Annotated in this window: 12 protein-coding genes and 2 tRNA genes; 2 read left to right on the top strand and 12 right to left on the bottom strand. The window is 64.8% G+C overall.

The window, feature by feature from the left end; all coding sequences use genetic code 11:
* The 4 genes from DXK94_RS16930 to DXK94_RS16915 all read right to left on the bottom strand — a co-directional run bounded on the left by DXK94_RS16930 (window position 1) and on the right by DXK94_RS16915 (window position 6,249).
* Complete coding sequence (locus DXK94_RS16930) at window positions 1-465, bottom strand: DUF4233 domain-containing protein (RefSeq protein WP_115525821.1); 465 nt, start codon at window positions 463-465, stop codon at window positions 1-3.
* A 3-nt stretch (window positions 466-468) separates the two neighbouring features.
* Window positions 469-1,827 carry a folylpolyglutamate synthase/dihydrofolate synthase family protein gene (locus DXK94_RS16925; RefSeq protein WP_079596331.1) on the bottom strand — a complete coding sequence of 453 codons (1,359 nt, stop codon included), beginning with the start codon at window positions 1,825-1,827 and terminating at the stop codon, window positions 469-471.
* Window positions 1,828-1,830: 3 nt separating this feature from the next.
* Window positions 1,831-5,154: an isoleucine--tRNA ligase gene (gene ileS, locus DXK94_RS16920; protein WP_115525820.1), complete on the bottom strand. Its 3,324-nt coding sequence runs from the start codon at window positions 5,152-5,154 to the stop codon at window positions 1,831-1,833.
* A gap of 336 nt (window positions 5,155-5,490) precedes the next feature.
* On the bottom strand, window positions 5,491-6,249 hold the full coding sequence (locus DXK94_RS16915) for an SDR family oxidoreductase (protein WP_115525819.1): 759 nt from the start codon (window positions 6,247-6,249) through the stop codon (window positions 5,491-5,493).
* Window positions 6,250-6,423: 174 nt separating this feature from the next.
* Here DXK94_RS16915 and valS point away from each other — a divergent pair, with 174 nt between their 5' ends.
* Window positions 6,424-9,045, top strand: coding sequence for a valine--tRNA ligase (gene valS / locus DXK94_RS16910; RefSeq protein ID WP_115525818.1), 2,622 nt, complete (start codon window positions 6,424-6,426; stop codon window positions 9,043-9,045).
* Window positions 9,046-9,384: 339 nt separating this feature from the next.
* On the opposite strand, the gene DXK94_RS16905 is transcribed toward valS, so the two are convergent.
* From DXK94_RS16905 to DXK94_RS16880, 6 genes are all read right to left on the bottom strand, one after another.
* A complete protein-coding gene (locus DXK94_RS16905; protein ID WP_115525817.1) occupies window positions 9,385-9,999 on the bottom strand; it encodes a DsbA family protein in 615 nt (204 codons plus the stop codon).
* Between the two features lie 71 nt (window positions 10,000-10,070).
* Window positions 10,071-11,351, bottom strand: coding sequence for an ATP-dependent Clp protease ATP-binding subunit ClpX (gene clpX / locus DXK94_RS16900; RefSeq protein ID WP_079596336.1), 1,281 nt, complete (start codon window positions 11,349-11,351; stop codon window positions 10,071-10,073).
* 176 nt (window positions 11,352-11,527) lie between these two features.
* On the bottom strand, window positions 11,528-12,187 hold the full coding sequence (locus DXK94_RS16895; RefSeq protein ID WP_079596337.1) for an ATP-dependent Clp protease proteolytic subunit: 660 nt from the start codon (window positions 12,185-12,187) through the stop codon (window positions 11,528-11,530).
* A gap of 36 nt (window positions 12,188-12,223) precedes the next feature.
* Window positions 12,224-12,847 carry an ATP-dependent Clp protease proteolytic subunit gene (locus tag DXK94_RS16890; protein ID WP_079596338.1) on the bottom strand — a complete coding sequence of 208 codons (624 nt, stop codon included), beginning with the start codon at window positions 12,845-12,847 and terminating at the stop codon, window positions 12,224-12,226.
* A 229-nt stretch (window positions 12,848-13,076) separates the two neighbouring features.
* Complete coding sequence (gene tig / locus DXK94_RS16885) at window positions 13,077-14,477, bottom strand: trigger factor (protein ID WP_115525816.1); 1,401 nt, start codon at window positions 14,475-14,477, stop codon at window positions 13,077-13,079.
* An 81-nt stretch (window positions 14,478-14,558) separates the two neighbouring features.
* Window positions 14,559-14,633 (bottom strand) — tRNA-Pro (locus DXK94_RS16880).
* Between the two features lie 141 nt (window positions 14,634-14,774).
* On the opposite strand from DXK94_RS16880, the gene DXK94_RS16875 reads away from it, so the two are divergent.
* Window positions 14,775-14,845: transfer RNA gene (locus DXK94_RS16875), tRNA-Gly, on the top strand.
* 97 nt (window positions 14,846-14,942) lie between these two features.
* Here the strand turns inward: DXK94_RS16875 and DXK94_RS16870 are convergent.
* Both DXK94_RS16870 and DXK94_RS16865 read right to left on the bottom strand, forming a co-directional pair.
* The gene (locus tag DXK94_RS16870) at window positions 14,943-15,902 is read right to left on the bottom strand and encodes an Fpg/Nei family DNA glycosylase (protein ID WP_115525815.1); all 960 of its coding nucleotides are present in this window, start codon (window positions 15,900-15,902) and stop codon (window positions 14,943-14,945) included.
* Window positions 15,902-16,396, bottom strand: coding sequence for a ribose-5-phosphate isomerase (locus tag DXK94_RS16865; RefSeq protein WP_115525814.1), 495 nt, complete (start codon window positions 16,394-16,396; stop codon window positions 15,902-15,904). The genes DXK94_RS16870 and DXK94_RS16865 overlap by 1 nt, the downstream gene beginning before the upstream one ends.
* Between the last annotated feature and the right edge of the window lie 65 nt (window positions 16,397-16,461).

Here is a 16,461-nt window from a genome sequence, read left to right as displayed (position 1 = left end):
TCAGGGGGTCTGCGGTTGCCCGGGCCCGGCAGCCTGGTCCGGGTGTGTGGCTTCCCATTCGGCCTGCTCACGGGCGCGCTGGGCCGCTTCACGGTCCAGCCTGATGCCGGTCCGGATCCCATACCACCAGGCCAAGGCGAACAGGGCCCCCACCAGGAACATGGCGGGCTCGAAAATGCCCGTCAGGATCAGGACGATCTGCAGGATCCATCCCAGTCCCACGCCCCAGGCTTTGGTGAGGAACGCGCAGGCGACGATCATCAGCACGCTCAGGGCGATGCCCACGCCCAGGATGAGCGCCGGCGGAAACTCGCCGCGGCGCAGCCCAAACACCGCCAGGGTGGCGAAGAACATCACGAAGGCTTCCAGCAGCAGGACCGTGGAGGCGAACATCACCTTGGTGGAGCGGCGCTTCCTGGGCATGCCCGGCCGCCATTCGCGCTGGGCTTTGGTCAGTTTGGCCATCCCCTACGCCTCCGTCTTTCCGAGCAGGATGCGGGCTTCGGCCACAAGGGTGATAGAGCCGGTCACCAGCACGCCGCCGGAAAGGTCGTCGTTGGCTTCGGCCCGTTCCACGGCCCACTCCAGGGCGTCGTCGAGCTTTTCGGCGATGTGGACGTTGTCCTCGCCGAATCCCAGGTCCACCGCAAGCTCGGCCAGTTCCGCGGCGGGGACAGCCCGCGGGGAGTTCGACTGCGTGAAGCAGTACTCCTCGGCCATGCCGCCCAGCGATTCCTTGAGCTGGCGGAGGATTTCCTCGGCGTCCTTTTCCTTCAGCACACCCACCACCGGGACGAGCCGCGTGAACGTAAACGCCTCCTGCAGCGCAGCGGCTGAGGCCTTGATCCCGTCCGGGTTATGGGCGGCATCAACGATGATGGTGGGCGCGGTCCGTACCACCTCAAGCCTGCCGGGCGAGGTGACGGCGGCGAAGCCTTCCTGCAGCACCTCGAAGTCCAGTTCCTTTTCGCCGCCGAAGAAGGCTTCCAGGGCGGCCACCGCAACGGCGGCGTTCTGCGCCTGGTGCTCGCCGTGCAGCGGCACCAGCAGTTCCGGATAGCGCCCGGCGATGCCTTGGATGGTTACCACCTGGCCGCCCACCGCCACGGTGCGGGACTCCACGCCAAACTCCACGCCCTCGAAGCGGAACGGCACCCCCACGTCCTTTGCCTTCTCCAGGAGGACCTGGGCGGCGTCCAGGGGCTGGGCCGCGCTAATGAGGTACCCGCCGGGCTTGATGATGCCCGCCTTTTCCAGGGCAATGTCCCCGGTGGTGTCGCCCAGCAGGTCGGTGTGGTCCAGCGAGATCGGCGTGATGACTGAAACCTGGCCGTCACCCACGTTGGTGGCATCCGTGATGCCGCCCAGCCCCACCTCGATGATGGCCACGTTGACGGGCTGGTCCGCGAAGATGGCGAAGCCCAGGATGGTGAGGCACTCGAAGTACGTCAGCCGGGGCTGCCCGTCCGCTTCCAGCTCGGAATCGACAATCTGCAGGTAGGGGCGGATCTCGTCCCAGATCCGGACGAACGTTTCATCTGAGACGGGATGCCCGTCGATGCTGATCCGTTCCGTGACCTTGGACAGGTGCGGGCTGGTGTAGCGGCCCGTGCTGAGCCCGTGGGCCCGCAGGACGGACTCGATCATGCGGGAGGTGGAGGTCTTGCCGTTCGTGCCGGTCACGTGGATGATCGGGAACGCCTTGTTGGGTTCGCCGAGCACATCCATGGCCCGGAACAGCGGCGCGAGCCGGGGCTCCATCTTGTTTTCGGGCGCCCGCCCCAGAAGCTCCGCATAGACGCTTTCCACGGAAAATTCGTCGGTCATGTCCTAGGCCTCCACTTTTTCGACGGCGACGGCCGGTTCTTCGACGTCTGCCGGTTCGGCTGCCAGGTCCACGGTCAGGGTCTCGCCCTTGACCAGTTCGGCGTTCGCCAGCAGTGCGTCCACAACATTTTGCCGGGCGGTGACGGACGTCCTGATCCGGTCGCTGACGTTAAGCCCGGCATCCTTGCGTGCCTGCTGGATGGCGCGGACCATGTCGCGTGCCAGTCCTTCAGCCTCAAGCTCCGGGGTCACCTCGGTGTTGAGGACCACGAAGCCACCGCCGGGGAGCACGGCGACAGACGCCGACCCGCCCTCGGATTCGGCCACAACGGTTTCCAGCGTGTACTCCTGGGGTTCCAGCTGGAGCCCGCCCGCGGTGACCACGCCGTCGTCGTCCACTGACCAGTCGCCGGACTTGGAGCCCTTGATGGCGGCCTGGACGTTCTTGCCCAGGCGCGGGCCCGCTGCCCGCGCGTTGACCACCAGCTTCTGCTGGATGCCGAACTCCTCCGGAGCGGCGGTGGCTGCGTCGAGCAGCCGCACGGAACGGAGGTTGAGCTCGTCCGCGACGACGGCGGCGAAGCCTTCCAGCGCGTCGGCACCGGGTGCCACCACCGTGAGTTCCTGCAGCGGCAGGCGGACACGCAGGTTGGCAGCCTTGCGGAGTGACGAACCGGTGGAGCAGATCTGCTGGACCCGGTCCATGGCCTGGACCAGGTCCGGGTTCGCAGGGAACAACCCGGCGTCGGGCCAGTCGGCCAGGTGTACGGACCGGCCGCCGGTGAGCCCGCGCCAGATTTCCTCGGACACCAGGGGCAGCAGCGAAGCCGCGGCCCGGGAGACCGTCTCGAGGGCCGTGTACAGCGCGTCGAAGGCATCCCGGTCTTCGTCGAAGAAGCGCTGGCGGCTGCGGCGGACGTACCAGTTGGTGAGCATGTCCAGGTAGCTGCGCAGTTCATCACAGGCCCCGGAGATGTCATAGGTGTCCAGTTGCGCGGTCATGTTCCGGACCAGGTCGCCCGTGTTGGCCAGCAGGTACTGGTCCAGGGTGTCGCTGTACCCGTCGTAGCGCAGGGTGGCGTCGTAGCCGGCGCCGCCGTTGGCCGCGTTGGTGTAGAGCGTGAAGAAGCTGTACACGTTCCACAGCGGCAGGATGACTTGCCTGACGCCGTCGCGGATGCCCTGTTCGGTGACCACCAGGTTGCCGCCGCGCAGGATGGGGCTGGACATCAGGAACCAGCGCATGGCGTCGGAACCGTCGCGGTCCAGCACCTCGGACACGTCGGGGTAGTTGCGCAGGCTCTTGGACATTTTTTGCCCGTCGGAGCCCAGCACGATGCCGTGGCTGATGACGTTGCGGAACGCCGGCCGGTCGAACAGTGCCGTCGACAGGATGTGCAGCATGTAGAACCAGCCGCGGGTCTGGCCGATGTATTCGACAATGAAGTCGGCCGGATTGTGGGTGTCGAACCAGGCCTCGTTTTGGAACGGGTAGTGAACCTGGCCGTACGGCATGGAGCCGGAGTCGAACCAGACGTCCAGCACGTCCTCCACGCGGCGCATGACGGACTGGCCCTCTTCCGGGGTGCGGGGGTCGTCCGGGTTGGGGCGCGTGAGTTCGTCGATGAACGGGCGGTGCAGGTCCACCTGGCCGTCGTTGTTCAGGGGCAGCCGGCCAAAGTCCGCCTCGATCTCGGCCAGGGAGCCGTACACGTCGGTGCGCGGGTACTCGGGGTCGCTGGACTGCCATACCGGGATGGGGCTGCCCCAGTAGCGGTTGCGGCTGATGGACCAGTCGCGGGCGTTTTCCAGCCATTTGCCGAACTGGCCGTCCTTGACGTTGCCGGGGATCCAGTTGATCTCCTGGTTCAGCTCGGACATCCGGTCCTTGAACTTGGTGACTTCCACGTACCAGGAGGACACCGCGCGGTAGATCAGGGGGTTGCGGCAGCGCCAGCAGTGCGGGTAGCTGTGCTCGTAGCTTGCCTGCCGGACCAGGCGGCCCTGGGCGCGGAGCACCTGGGTGATGGGCTTGTTGGCTTCGAAAACCTGCAGCCCCACGATGTCGTGCAGGTCGCCATGCTTGAACAGGGGCAGGAACTTGGCGCCCTCGTCGACGGACAGGATCACCGGGATGCCGGCCTCTTCACAGACCGTCTGGTCATCCTCACCGTAGGCGGGAGCCTGGTGGACGATGCCGGTGCCGTCCGTGGTGGTGACATAGTCGGCCACCAGGATCCGCCAGGCGTTCTCCATGCCGTACTTTTCGTTGTCGGCGAAGTCCTGCCACAGCGGCTGGTAGGCCAGGCCCTCCAGCTCCGCGCCGGTGTGCGTGGAGACCACGGCGGCCTGGGCATCCTCGACGTTGTCGTAGCCCAGGTCCTTGGCGTAGGCGCCCACCAGCTCAGCCGCCAGCAGGAAGCTGCCGGCGACGGGGGCATCGGCCGAGGCCGCCTTAATGCCGTTGGGGCCTGCCGGGAGGACGGCATAGGTGATGGAAGGCCCGACGGCGAGCGCGGCGTTGGTGGGCAGCGTCCAGGGGGTGGTGGTCCAGGCGAGGGCCTGGACGCCGGCCAGCTGCCGTGAGAGCTCCGACTCCCCCGCCGTGATGGGGAACGTGACGGTGACGGTCTGGTCCTGGCGGTTCTTGTAGACGTCGTCGTCCATGCGCAGTTCGTGGTTGGACAGCGGCGTCTCGTCCTTCCAGCAGTAGGGCAGCACGCGGTAGCCGTTATAGGTCAGGCCCTTTTCGTGCAGCTGCTTGAAGGCCCAGAGGACGGACTCCATGTACTCCACGTTGAGGGTCTTGTAGTCGTTGTCGAAGTCCACCCAGCGGGCCTGGCGGGTGACGTAATTGCGCCATTCGTCGGCGTACTTCATCACGGAGGCCCGGCAGGCGTCGTTGAACTTGTCGATGCCCATGGCTTCGATCTGGGTTTTGTCCGTCATGCCCAGCTGCTTCATGGCTTCCAGCTCAGCGGGAAGCCCATGGGTGTCCCAGCCAAAGCGGCGCTCTACACGCTTGCCGCGCTGGGTCTGGTAGCGGCCCACCAGGTCCTTGGCGTATCCAGTGAGCAGGTGGCCGTAGTGGGGCAGGCCGTTGGCGAACGGCGGGCCGTCGTAGAACACGAACTCGTTGCTGCCGGGTTCACCGCCGGGGGCGTCGGCGCTGCGCTGGTCGATGCTGGCCTGGAATGTGCCATCCTGGTCCCAGTACTTCAGGATGCGCTCTTCGATCTCCGGGAACTTCACGGAGGCGGAAACGCCTGCACGGCCGATGGAAGAGGTGCCGTTGGTGGAGGCTGAGGCCTTGGGGTAATACGTCATTCTCGACATCCTGGGTTGAGCGTGGCGAACTGCCGGCAGGTGCCGGGCAGTTCCGTTCAGGATGCGAGGACGGCTGCCGTGCTGTCCGGAAACTGCACGCTCACCGCGGTACCACCTCACTTACCGGCGCTGCACGCTCCCTGGGGAACGGGCCCAGCTCCGGCCTCTCATTGACTGCTGTGACGGGCTTACCCGTCCGGTTCTACTGGCGCTGGCCGCCGTGCTGGCAGTTTCGCGTGTTCTTCCGGAAGCTCACCGGTGATTGCCGGGTCATAGCTGTCTTTCGAGTCTACTATTGCCGCGGCCTCCAGTGCCATTCCCCGTATCTCCAGGGCGTCAGCTTTTCCTGATCAGCTTGTGGTTGGCTGCCTGCGCCACAGGCCGGATGACAATCTGGTCCAGGTTGACGTGGTGCGGGGCGGTGACGGCGTAGCGCACCACGTCGGCGACGTCGTCGGCCGTGAGCGGCTTCTCCACTCCCTGGTAGACCTTGTCCGCGGCCTGCCGGTCTCCGAGCCGGTTGAGAGCGAATTCCTCCGTGTAGACGAGGCCGGGGGCAACCTCGATCACGCGGACGTTGTGTTCGGCTTCCTCCAGCCGCAGCGCTCCCGTCATGGCGTGCTGGGCGAACTTCGCCGCGTTGTAGCCGCCGCCGCCTTCGTAGGCCGCCAGCGCCGCCGTCGATGTCAGATTAAGCACCGTGCCTTCACCGGTGGCCCGCAGCATGGGCAGGAATGCCCGGGTCAGTTTCATGGTCCCCAGGACGTTGACGCGGTACATCCATTCCCAGTCGTCCGTGCTGGCCCCGCCGATGGTGTCGGCGCCCCTGGCGCCGCCTGCGATATTGATCAGGGTGTCGACGCCGCCGGCTTCGGTGACCTGGGAGAGGAGCCGGGACACGTCGTCGTCCTCGGAAATATCGGCAGGGATCGCCACCGCGCCCGTCTCAGCCGCCAGCGCCGCCAGGCGCTCCGCCCGGCGGGCAACGGCAAACACGGTCCATCCGGCGGCCCGCAGGGCGCGGACGGTCGCTTCCCCAATGCCGCTGCTTGCACCCGTCACCAAAGCTGCCTTGTTCTGCACGTCATCAGTCATGGCACCACCCTAACCGCGCCCGCCCGGACAGGCCGCGGCGGCTGTTAAACAGCGTTATCTGGAGGGACGGGCTGGAAGGCAGTCCAGCAGGACCTGCGCCCGGTCGGCCCCGCTATGGCTCGCTACTCCCTGCTGCGTTCTGTGGGATTGAACAGAACATGAAAGAATTGCCGAATGGCTGAAGACAAACAGGGTACAGACACGCCCACCACCGCCCCCATCAACGTTCCGGACAAGCCGGCCCTCGAAGGCCTTGAGGCTGCCCTGACGCAGCGCTGGCTGACCGAAGGGACCTACAAGTTCAACCCGGACACCACCCGGGAGCAGGTCTATTCGATCGACACTCCCCCGCCCACCGCCTCGGGCTCACTGCACGTGGGGCACATGTTTTCCTTCACCCAGACGGACGTCCTGGCGCGCTACCAGCGCATGACGGGCAAGAACGTCTTCTACCCCATGGGCTGGGACGACAACGGCCTGCCCACCGAACGCCGGGTGCAGAACTACTACGGCGTGCGCTGCGACCCCGCCATTCCGTACAACGCCGACTACCGGCCGCCGGCGCAGCCCGCCAAGAACCAGCGCGACTTCGACGTCGTCTCGCGCCGGAACTTCATTGAACTCTGCGAGGAACTCGCCGTTGAGGACGAGAAGGTCTTCGAGAGCCTCTTCCAGCAGCTGGGCCTCTCGGTCGACTGGGAACTGACCTACCGCACCATCGACGACGCCTCCCGCGAAGTCTCCCAGCGCGCCTTCCTGGCCAACCTGGCCAGCGGTGACGCCTACATGGCCGAAGCACCCACGCTCTGGGATGTAACGTTCCGTACCGCGGTTGCGCAGGCCGAGCTTGAGGACCGTGAGGTTGCCGGAGCGTACTACCGCTACCCGTTCTTTACCGAAGACGGCGAAAAGATCTTCATCGAAACCACCCGGCCCGAGCTCCTGGCGGCGTGCGCCGCCCTGGTGGCAAACCCCGACGACGAGCGGTACCAGCCGCTGTTCGGCAAAAAGGTCACCTCCCCGGTCTTCGGCGTCGAGGTGGAGGTTAAGGCCCACCCTCTGGCGAAGGCGGACAAGGGCTCCGGCATCGCCATGGTGTGTACCTTCGGTGACCTCACGGACGTCACCTGGTGGCGCGAACTTCAGCTGCCCACCCGGGCGATCGTGGGCCGTGACGGCCGCATCGTCACCGAGACCCCGGACTGGATCACCACTGACATCGGCCGCGAGGGCTTCGCCGCGATTGCGGGCAAGACCGTCTTCAGCGCCAAGGAAGCCGTGGTGAAGCTCCTGGAAGCTGCCGATCTGCTCGACGGCGAACCCAAAAAGATCATGCACCCGGTGAACTTCTACGAAAAGGGTGACAAGCCCCTGGAAGTTGTGACCTCACGCCAGTGGTACATCCGCAACGGGGGCCGGGACGAGGACCGCCGGGAACGCCTGATTTCCCGCGGCCATGACATCAATTTCCACCCCGCTTTCATGCGCTCACGGTACGAGAACTGGATTGCCGGCCTTAACGGCGACTGGCTTGTCTCGCGCCAGCGCTTCTTCGGCGTGCCCATCCCCGTCTGGTATCCGCTCGACGCCGACGGCAACCCGGACTACGACGCACCCATCGTGCCCTCCGACGAGCAGCTGCCGGTGGACCCGCTGGCTGAGGCAGCGCCGGGATACGACGAGTCCCAGCGCGACGTTCCCGGCGGCTTCACCGGCGACGCGGACATTTTCGACACCTGGGCAACCTCTTCCCTGACCCCGCAGATTGTGGGCGGCTGGAGCCGGGACGAGGACCTGTTCGCCAAGGTGTTCCCGTTCGACCTGCGCCCCCAGGGCCACGACATTATCCGTACCTGGCTGTTCTCTTCCGTGGTCCGGGCCGATGCGCTGCAGAACACCGCCCCGTGGAAGCATGCGGCCATCTCAGGATGGATCCTGGACCCGGACCGCAAAAAGATGTCCAAGTCCAAGGGCAATGTGGTGGTCCCCACCGACGTGCTGGACGAGTTCGGTTCCGACGCCGTCCGGTACTGGGCCACATCAGCGAAGCTCGGTGCTGATACGGCCTACGAAATTGCCCAGATGAAGATCGGCCGGCGCCTGGCCATCAAGCTCCTGAACGCGTCCAAGTTCGTGCTGAACCTGGGTGCCACGGAGGCATCGGTGCTGTCCGGTGACCTGTCGGTGCTCAGCAACCCGCTGGACCGGGCGGTCCTGGCCCAGCTGGCCGAGGTTGTGGCGCAGTCTACCAAGGCGTTCGAGAACTACGATTACGCCCGTGCACTGCAGATCACCGAGACCTTCTTCTGGCAGTTCACGGACGACTATGTGGAGCTCATCAAGGACCGCGCTTACGGTGCCGCCGGCGAAGCCGAGCAGGCCTCAGTGCTCGCAGCCCTGGCCACCACCCTTGACACCCTGCTGCGCCTGTTCGCGCCGTTCCTGCCCTTCGCCACCGAAGAGGTATGGAGCTGGTGGCGGAACGGCTCTGTCCACCGTGCCGAATGGCCTGCAGGACTGGAGATTCCGGGCGGAGACACCACCATGCTTGCCACGGTGGGCGTTGCACTCAGCGGTGTCCGGAAGGCGAAGTCCGAGGCAAAGGTCAAACAGCGCACGGAGGTGCTGTCGGCCACCATCACGGCTCCGGAGGCGCTGACCGCGCAGCTCCGGGCCGGCCTTTCAGACCTTAAGGCTGCCTCCAACGCCCGAGAGATCACCCTGGTGGCGGCCGAGGGCGAACTGTCCGTCAGCAACGTGGCCCTCGCGGCTTCGGATGAGCCTGCCAAGGCATAACTTCCGGCCGAGCCCGCCCGTTTGAGGGCAAAGGGGAAGCCCCATCAGCGTTTTGCCGTTGGTGGGGCTTCGACTTTTCGGCCATTTGGTGACGTCTTTAATGGTCTGGCAGGATCCTCGGATCTTCAGGTCTTCCTACCTCGTCACTGGTAGCTTATATCCGGCTTTGCCGATGGCTGCGTCAAATATATATCACTGAATCTTTGGTTCCTGCGTCCCGCTTCTTTCGAAGTGGGTAAGAACCATTGTTGTCCCGGGCAGGGCCAAGCGCAAGGGCCCCGGGAGAACTACAAGCAGGTAGTTCTCCCGGGGCCCTTCGATGTTCACAGAGGGGCCGGTTCAGCTGAACTCCGGGCGCTCCGTGCGGCTGCGCTTGAGCTCGAAGAAGTGCGGGTACGCAGCAAGGGCGGTGGTGGCGTCCCACAGCTTGCCGGCCTCTTCGCCCCGGGGGATCCGGGTGAGGACGGGGCCGAAGAACGCCGTTCCGTTGAAGGCCACCACCGGTGTGCCGACGTCCTGGCCCACCAGGGAAATGCCTTCCTCGTGGCTTGCCCGAAGCTGCGCATCATAGACGTCGCTGGTTGCAGCCTCAGCCAGAGAGGCGGGAAGTCCGCATTCCGCAAGGGCCTTGGTAATCACGAGGCCCCGGTCCTTCTCGCCGGCGTCGTGGATCAGGATTCCCATGGCGTCGTACAGGGCTTTGACCGTCTCCTGGCCGTGCTCCTGCTGCGCGGCGATGATCACGCGGACCATGCCCCAGGCGTTATCCATCGATTCCCGGTAGGAGGGTTCCAGGTCGCGTCCTTCATTGAGGACTGCGAGGCTCATGACGTGCCATTGCGTTTCGATGTCGCGGACGCCTTCAACCTCGCCAATCCAGCGCGAAGTGATCCAGGCGAAGGGGCACAGCGGATCAAACCAGAAGTCGGCCTTGTTCTTTACGGATTCAGGCATAGCGGATCCTTCAGGGGGAGGCGGCTGCGCAGGTGGCAGCCACGGCTGGCAGGGGGTAATTCGTGCAGTGGCTAGGCGGACTTCCGCCGCTTGGCGGCGTGCGGGATCATGGTGGGCTCGGCGCCCTTCAGGACGACGTCCTCGGTGATGACCACACTCGCCACGTCCTCGCGGCTGGGGAGATCGAACATCACGGGAAGAAGCACTTCCTCCATGATGGCCCGCAGCCCGCGAGCACCGGTGCCCCGCTCCAGGGCCTGCTCGGCGATGGCATCCAGTGCCGTGTCATCGAAGACCAGTTCCACACCGTCGATCTGGAACATCTTTTGGTACTGCTTGACCAAGGCATTCTTGGGTGTGGACAGGATCTGGATCAGGGCGTCCCGGTCCAGGTTGGAGACCGTGGTAATGACGGGGAGCCGGCCGATGAATTCGGGAATCAGGCCAAACTTGAGCAGGTCCTCCGGCATCACTTCGCCATAGGAATCGACCTTTTTGCTGGCCTCGTTGAGCGGTGCACCAAAACCGATCCCCTTGCGGCCGGAACGCGATCCGATGATCTCCTCCAGGCCGGCGAAGGCGCCTGCGACGATGAACAGGACGTTGGTGGTGTCGATCTGGATGAATTCCTGGTGCGGGTGCTTCCGGCCGCCCTGCGGCGGTACCGAGGCAACGGTGCCCTCCAGTATTTTCAGCAGCGCCTGCTGGACACCCTCGCCGGAGACGTCACGGGTGATGGAGGGGTTTTCGCTCTTGCGGGAGATCTTGTCGATCTCGTCGATGTAGATGATGCCCTGTTCGGCCTTTTTGACGTCGTAGTCGGCCGCCTGGATGAGCTTGAGGAGGATATTCTCCACGTCCTCGCCAACGTAGCCCGCCTCGGTGAGTGCCGTTGCATCCGCGACGGCGAAGGGTACATTCAGGCGGCGGGCGAGGGTTTGGGCCAGGTAGGTCTTGCCGCAACCGGTGGGACCGATCAGCAGGATGTTCGACTTGGCGATTTCGACGTCGTCATGGTGCCCGCCGTCGGCGAGGCTGCCGGACTTGGGGGCGTGGCCGGCCTGGATGCGCTTGTAGTGGTTGTAGACGGCGACGGCGAGGGAACGCTTGGCAGGTTCCTGGCCGATGACGTATTCCTGCAGGAAATCGAAAATCTCGCGGGGCTTGGGCAGTTCGAAGCTCCCCAGGTCAGCGACTTCCGCGAGCTCCTCTTCGATGATTTCGTTGCAGAGCTCAATGCACTCATCGCAGATATAGACCCCGGGCCCGGCAATGAGCTTGCGCACCTGCTTCTGGCTCTTTCCACAGAAAGAGCACTTCAGCAGATCCGTGCTCTCGCCAATCCGAGCCATATGTGAACCCCTTAGTATCCTGCTGCCTGGCAGCCTTGCACCGTTGCTGGAATCTATCCCGGACCGCGAGGGCCGGTTGTGACAACATCCACTCTAGGTCACATTGGCTCCCAAGGGTGGAAGGAAAAGGCCGGTGGGGCCAAATGAACTGGCCCGCACCGGCGCTTTACGTACTGCTACCTCGTAATTGCCTGAGGTTTGATCTTGCGTGAATCGAGGACCTGGTCGATCAGCCCGTATGCCTGGGCTTCATCGGCGGTGAGGATCTTGTCACGCTCGATATCGTTGTTGACCTGCTCCGACGTACGGCCCGAGTGGTGGGCCAGGGTGTCTTCAAGCCAGGACCGCATGCGCATGACCTCTGCCGCCTGGATCTCCAGGTCGGAGGCCTGTCCGCCCTGGCCGCCGGAGAGGGCCGGCTGGTGGATCAGGACACGGGCGTTGGGCAATGCCAGACGCTTGCCGGGGGTTCCGGCGGCGAGGAGGACGGCTGCGGCGCTTGCGGCCTGTCCCAGGCAGACGGTCTGGATTTCCGGCCGGATGTACTGCATGGTGTCGTAAATGGCCGTCATGGCGGTGAAGGACCCGCCCGGGGAGTTGATGTAGAGGGTGATGTCGCGGTCCGGGTCGGTGGACTCGAGGACCAGCAACTGGGCCATGATGTCATCAGCGGAAGCGTCATCCACCTGCACACCGAGGAAGATGATGCGGTCCTCGAAGAGCTTGGTGTAGGGGTCCTGGCGCTTGAAGCCGTACGGGGTGCGCTCCTCGAACTGCGGCAGGACGTAGCGGCTGGACGGAAGATTACCGGCGGACCACCCGAAGTTGTAGTTCATTTCATTGCTCCTGATCTGAGTGTTCTTGATGCCGGGTTAGTTCTGTGAGGCAGTCTCGCCGGAGGTGCCGTTGGCGGTGCCGCCGCCGCCGGACACGGAACCTGCGTGCGCGGCGATCTTGTCAAAGAAGCCGTACTCCAGGGCCTCGGTGGCCGTGAACCACTTGTCGCGGTCGTTGTCCTTGAGGATGGTATCGACAGTCTGGCCGGTCTGCTCGGCGGTCAGCTCCGCCATGACCTTCTTCATGTGCAGGATGAGTTCTGCCTGGATCTTGATGTCCGAGGCGGTGCCGCCGATGCCGCCGGAAGGCTGGTGCATCAGGACGCGGGCGTTGGGGGTGGCGTACCGCTTGCCCTTGGTGCCGGAGGACAGCAGGAACTGTCCCATGGACGCGGCCAGGCCGGTTGCCACGGTGACGACGTCGTTGGGGATGAACTGCATGGTGTCGTAGATGGCCATGCCGGCCGTGACAGAGCCGCCCGGGGAGTTGATGTAGAGGTAGATGTCCTTGTCCGGGTTCTCGGCGGACAGGAGGAGCAGCTGAGAGCAGATGGCGTTCGCATTGTCGTCCCGCACCTCCGAACCCAGCCAGATGATCCGCTCCTTCAGCAGGCGGTTGTAAATGTAGTTGTCCTGGGCTGCAGGATCGACGGTCGCCATCCGGGGGGCCTCTGGGTGCTGTGACATGTTTACTTACCTCTCGCTGGTGACGGTGACATCACTGAAAATCACTACTTGGACACTAACCGGTTTCACCGACATTTTGTTCGTGCCCCGAGGGCTGTTCGCTGACGGCGCACGATCGGCGGACCAGACGCGCCGAAGCCCTGCCGGAACGCGAACGGCCCCCGGATCTCGCGATCCGGGGGCCGTTCCATGCGTCGTGGGACTAGGCCTTTGCCTCGGCCTTGTCGTCCTCGGCAGCGGTGCCGGTGGCTTCGGCGTCGATGGCTTCGGTGTCGGCTGCCTCGGCTTCTGCAGCCGGAGCTTCTTCTTCGCCGCCGGGGCGCACGAAGTCGCTCAGGTCAACAGCGTTGCCCTCGGTGTCGGTCACGGTGGCCTGGCCCAGGACGACGGCCAGCGCCTTGCGGCGGCGGACCTCGGAAACCATCATGGGGACCTGGCCGCTCTGATCGATGATCTGGGCGAACTGGTTCGGGTCCATGCCGTACTGGCTGGCGGTGGTGACGATGTAGTCGATCAGCTCGTTCTGGCTGACGTTGACTTCTTCCTTCTCAGCGATGGCGTCGAGGATGATCTCGTTCTGGAAGGCGCGGGCGGTGTTGGCACGGACCTCTTCACGGTGCTCCTCGGTGTCGTGCTCGCCCTCACCGTGGCCGTTGCCCTCCTTGAAGTGGGCTTCGAGCTGCTCTTCGACCACCGAGTCCGGAACAGGAACCTCGACGAGCTCAACGAGCTTGTCCAGGACCTTGTCGCGGGCCTCGACGCCCTGCTCGACAACCTTTGAGTCGGCAGCCTGCTTGGCAAGGTCTTCGCGGAGTTCGGCGAGGGTGTCGAACTCGGAAGCCAGCTGGGCGAAGTCGTCGTTCGCTTCGGGCAGCTCGCGCTCCTTGACGGCCTTGACAACGACCTTGACCTGGGCCTCTTCGCCGGCGTGGTCGCCGCCCACCAGGGTGGTGTTGAAGATGGCGTCCTCGTCGGTGCTGAGGCCGGTCACGGCTTCGTCGAGGCCTTCGAGCATGGTGCCGGAGCCAACCTGGTAGGACAGGCCGGCTGCGGAGTCCACGTCCTCGCCGTCGATGGTGGCGGTGATGTCGATGGTGAGGAAGTCACCGTCGGCTGCGGGACGGTCGACGGACTTCAGCGTGCCGAAGCGGCCCCGCAGTTCGTCCAGGGCCTTGTCCACGTCTTCGTCGGACGACTGTGCGGCTGCAACCTCAACCTTGATGCCGGCGTAGTCCGGCAGTTCGATTTCAGGGCGGACGTCAACCTCGGCGGCGAACTTCAGGCCGCCGTCCGTGGCGGAGGGGTCCGGAACCTCGGTGATTTCAACCTCGGGACGGCTCAGGGGGCGGATGCCGGATTCCTGCACGGCAGCCTGGTACCAGCCGTTGAGGCCGTCGTTGATGGCCGTCTCCAGGACGTAGCCGCGGCCGACGCGCTGGTCGATGAGCTTTGCGGGCACCTTGCCCTTACGGAACCCAGGAACCTGGATCTGCGAAGCAACAGTCTTGTAAGCCGAGTCGATGCTGGGCTTCAGTTCCTCAAAGGGAACCTCAACGTTGAGCTTGACCCGCGTGGGGGTGAGGTTCTCGACAGCGCTCTTCACGGTCTAAGTACTCCTGGGTTTGTGGGATGGGTTTCTGCAAACGCAATGTTTTGTCCAGGCCGAGTGGTCCGGGCCGCAGAGTCGGGGTGACAGGATTTGAACCTGCGACTTCCTGCTCCCAAAGCAGGCGCTCTAGCCAAGCTGAGCTACACCCCGTTAGTGCACAGGCAAGTCTACGGTGATACGCGCCGTCTTTGCACATTTGACACGTAGCCCCTGGATTAGGTTTAGTTGTATCCGGCTTGAACAGCCAGCCCGAAGTTTCCAGCTGCTAATGTTGCAGATGGATCTTCCTTCGGGGACGTAGCTTAATGGTAAAGCCTCAGTCTTCCAAACTGATTACGCGGGTTCGATTCCCGTCGTCCCCTCTGCGGAACAAACGAAAAAGGCCCCTCACCGAGGGGCCTTTTTGTGTTTGGGGCCGTTTTCGTGTTTCAGGCCTTCTTCGTGTTTCAGGAAAGATATTCAGGCTGACTGCTGGCAGTACGGGCACCAGTACAGCTTTCGGGCAACCAACTCGGCGATCAGCACGGTGGTGCGGCAGACCCTGCACGGCAGTCCGTTGCGCTTGTAGACGAAGTGCGCGTCCTCGCGGGCAGGGAACGTATGGGTCTTCACGACGGCGGCCGGCTTCCCTGTGCCCGCTTTCTGATTGCCCGCTTTCCCGTTGCCTGTCCAGTACTTGGACGGGGTGGTGATGATCCGGCCGTCGGCCACGCCGTCGTTCATGAGGGATACAACGTCGCGCCACAGTTTCCGGGCAGTGGCATCCGGCACGGCAGCCCCCGGCAGCCAGGGGTCCAGGCGCAGGCGGAAGAGGACCTCGGCGCGGTACACGTTGCCCACGCCGGCGATGATCTTCTGGTCCATCAGCAGCGCGGCCACGGGCGTTTTCCGGGCCTGCAGGTTGGCGGCAAACCTGCCGGCATCGCCCCGAAGGTTACGCAATGGGTCAGGGCCCAGCCGGGCGAGCACTGCGTCAGCTTCGGCGGCGGTGATGGTTTCGCAGGTTGTTGCACCGCGCAGGTCGGCCCAGCCGTGGGCTGACGCAAGCCTTACCCGGACCGCCCCCACCGGGGCCGGCGGCCCTTCATAGGGGGCACCGGCGTCGTCCTCCCCGTCGGCGAAGGCTTCCTGCTCGCCTACCCGGCGGGGCGCACCAATGCTGGAAGACCCCGTGAAGGTGCTGTCGCCGCCGAAGCTCCAGGCACCGTAAAGGCCCAAGTGGACGTGCAGCACCAATGCGTTGTCGAAGTGCAGGAAGAGGTGCTTCCCGTGGGCTTCGGCGGCGAGCAGCGTGTGGCCGTCGAGCAGCGCCGCTCCCCCGCTGAACCTGCCCTGGGGGCTGGTCACGGCGAGGCTTTCCCCGGTGAAAACGTCCCCGAACTGGCGCGCCAGGCGCCGGACCGAATGCCCTTCCGGCACTACTCGACAACCTCGCCGGTGGCCTCGTAGGCGGCGATCTTGGCAATTCTGCGGACGTGCCGCTCGTCGTTGCTGAAAGGCTCGGCCAGGAAGGCTTCGATAAGTTCCGTTGCTTCCTCCACCGTGTGCTGCCGGCCGCCCACGGCCACCACGTTCGCGTCGTTGTGTTCACGGGCGAGGGTAGCGGTGGAGTGGTTCCAGGCGAGGGCTGCCCTGACGCCCTTGACCTTGTTCGCCGCGATCTGCTCACCGTTGCCTGATCCGCCCAACACGATGCCCAGCGCGTGGACACCGGCCTGCTGGTCAGCCACTACAGCCAGGGCGGCGTTGATGCAGAAGGACGGGTAGTCGTCCTGGGCGTCGTAGACCTTGGGTCCGTGGTCCACCACTTCGTATCCCTTGGCCGTCAGGTGGGACACGAGGTGGGCGCTGAGCTCCATGCCTGCGTGGTCGGTGGCGATGTGGACCCGCGGGAAGGCAGGGGAAGAGGTCACGAGCAGAATCCGTTCAGTTGGCGGCGCTGGCAGCCGGCACGGAAGGCGCCGGCCCGTAGAACAAC

Origin of the sequence: Arthrobacter sp. RT-1 (assembly GCF_003367205.1) — a bacterium.
Lineage (GTDB): Bacteria > Actinomycetota > Actinomycetes > Actinomycetales > Micrococcaceae > Arthrobacter.
This window is presented reverse-complemented; position numbering and strand designations above follow the sequence as displayed.